The sequence below is a fragment of the Poinsettia branch-inducing phytoplasma str. JR1 genome (assembly GCF_000309465.1).
Lineage (GTDB): Bacteria > Bacillota_I > Bacilli_A > Acholeplasmatales > Acholeplasmataceae > Phytoplasma > Phytoplasma pruni.
The window spans coordinates 1-2202 of sequence record NZ_AKIK01000023.1 but is presented as its reverse complement, the minus strand read 5'-3'; the positions used below and the strand labels follow the sequence as shown (position 1 = coordinate 2202).

General features: G+C 26.5%; 3 protein-coding genes. All 3 read left to right on the top strand.

The genetic code is table 11. From position 1 onward, the window contains the following. Window positions 1-219 precede the first annotated feature (219 nt). From ON17_RS00730 to dut, 3 genes are read left to right on the top strand one after another with little or no spacing between them, the layout of a single operon-like run. On the top strand, window positions 220-702 hold the full coding sequence (locus tag ON17_RS00730) for a S26 family signal peptidase (protein WP_187322842.1): 483 nt from the start codon (window positions 220-222) through the stop codon (window positions 700-702). Between the two features lie 26 nt (window positions 703-728). Beyond that, window positions 729-1682 carry a tyrosine-type recombinase/integrase gene (locus ON17_RS00725; RefSeq protein ID WP_173363074.1) on the top strand — a complete coding sequence of 318 codons (954 nt, stop codon included), beginning with the start codon at window positions 729-731 and terminating at the stop codon, window positions 1680-1682. Continuing rightward, complete coding sequence (gene dut, locus ON17_RS00720) at window positions 1675-2142, top strand: dUTP diphosphatase (protein WP_017191567.1); 468 nt, start codon at window positions 1675-1677, stop codon at window positions 2140-2142. Before ON17_RS00725 ends, dut begins: the two co-directional genes overlap by 8 nt. Window positions 2143-2202 lie beyond the last annotated feature (60 nt).

The window sequence follows — 2202 nt, the reverse complement described above, 5'->3', positions numbered from 1 at the left end:
ATAAATTATAAGGGTAAAAAAAGTATGATTATAAAACTTTTTAATAAAAATATCTCATTTGTCAAATTACTTTTTATGATTTTAACGAATGTTTTTTATTATTTAACGATAAGTTTATTATTATACTTAATTTTGTTGAACATTTTAAATTATTTTTATCCCAAAAAAGCTTCTAAATTTTTATTTTTAAATATGTATTATTGGATCAATAGTGAAAGCATGCGGTCTGAAATTAATAAAAACGATATTATCATTGTGCAAAATTTAACGGAAAAAGATTGTTTTAATTTAAAAGCTACAGATAAAGACAAAAAAGGCGATGATATAGTTTTTTTTGTTGAGAAAGAATTTCAAGAAGGACCGTTAAAAAAGATTCCTTTTGTCGTACACCGAGTAGTTAGCAACGACAAAGAAAATAAAAAATTGACTACTCGAGGCACCAATAACGAAGAAACCTTTGATTTTGAGGAAAATATTGATTATATCAACGCTTTATCAAAAGTCATAGTAGTTATACGTTTTGCTAGTATATGGAATTGTATGATGCACCCTGGTACTATTATTGCATTTCTGCTATTAGGTTTTTTGTTTATTGTTTTTTATTTAGAAGTTATTCAACCGAAAAAACAAAAGAAAAAAGCAAACCAAGAAATAACATCAGAAGGAATCATCTTCATAACATTATCCAGATATATAAGGTGAAAAAATTTTAAAAATAGTAGGTTCTTATCATTTTACAATTAATCAAAAAATTTGAAGCGTTTTTAACCATTGAACGTAATTATTCCCCTTTAACAATTAAAAATTATCTTCATGATGTGAAAGATTTTCAAACCTTTTTAACGTCTAAAAAGATATCTTTTGAGAGAGCAAGTCTTTCCCAGGAAAAACACGCTCGTTATTTTGTGAGTTATCTTTCTTCACAAAAACTAAAAAACATCAGTATTATGAGGAAAATATCGGTTTTAAGGACTTTTTATAATTTTTTAATAGAAAGACATGGTTTTATCAATAACATTTTCAAAGCGATACCTATTAAAAAAATTCCCAAAAAACTACCTAAAATAATTTCTGAAGAAGATATTCAAACTTTATTAGATTCTATTGATTTATCGAAAGAACTTAATTATAGAAATTATTTAATCCTAGATTTACTTTATAGTTGTGGGTTAAGAGTGAGTGAGTTAATTAAGCTCAAAATAGAGGATATTTATTTTTCTAACACCCAACTTTTAATTTATGGTAAAGGGAGAAAAGTCCGTTATTTGCCTGTTCATGAATCTTTATTATCTATGCTAAAACATTATATTGCCAATATTAGAAATAAAATGATGACCAATAAAACTTTAAAACATGCTTTTTTATTGGTTAATTATAAAGGAACTCCTTTAACCGAAAGAGGGGTAAGAATGATTTTAAACGAATTATCATTAAAAACAGAAAATAAAATCAAGCTTTATCCGCATATGTTAAGACACGCGTTTGCCACTATTTTACTCAATAATGGCGCTGATTTAAGAGTAGTGCAAGAATTATTAGGTCATAATAGTTTAAAAACTACTCAAACTTATACTTTTGTATCCAATAATGTGTTAAAAAATAAATTTATTTCTAATCACCCCCGAAATAATTATAAAAAAAAGAAAAAACCCCATAAAAAAGGAGAATTATCCAATGAATAATCAGAAAAAATGTGTTTTTGAAGTAGTGAGCGCTTTTCAAGATCAACAAATTAATTTACCTCAAAGACAAACCAATTATAGTGCCGGTTATGACTTAGAAGCTGCGGAAAGTATGGAAATTCCTTCCCAACAAGTCGTTTTAGTTCCTACTGGCGTTAAAGCTTCTTTTTCTAATCATAAAGTGTTATTAATTTATGTAAGATCTTCTTTGCCTTTAAAAAAAGGTTTAATGTTGGCTAATAACGTAGGCGTCATTGATAGCGATTATTATAATAATGAAAAAAACGAAGGACATATTTTTGTCCCTTTATATAATTTTTCCGATCAAACGGTGATAATAGAAAAACACGAAAGAATCGCTCAAGGTCTTTTTCAAGATTTTTACGTAACTGATGATGATCATGCTAAAACCAAAAAAACGAGAAAAAGTGGCTTCGGAAGTACTAATGAAAAAAGTTAAAGAAAACCAACATAATTAATGATAAAAAATAAGAATATATTAAAATAATATGTTAAAATA

Excerpts from the sequence above, each read along its gene's own strand:
- dut (WP_017191567.1), top strand. The coding sequence starts at position 1,675 with ATGAATAATCAGAAAAAATGTGTTTTTGAAGTAGTGAGCGCTTTTCAA.
- ON17_RS00730 (WP_187322842.1), top strand. The coding sequence starts at position 220 with ATGCGGTCTGAAATTAATAAAAACGATATTATCATTGTGCAAAATTTA.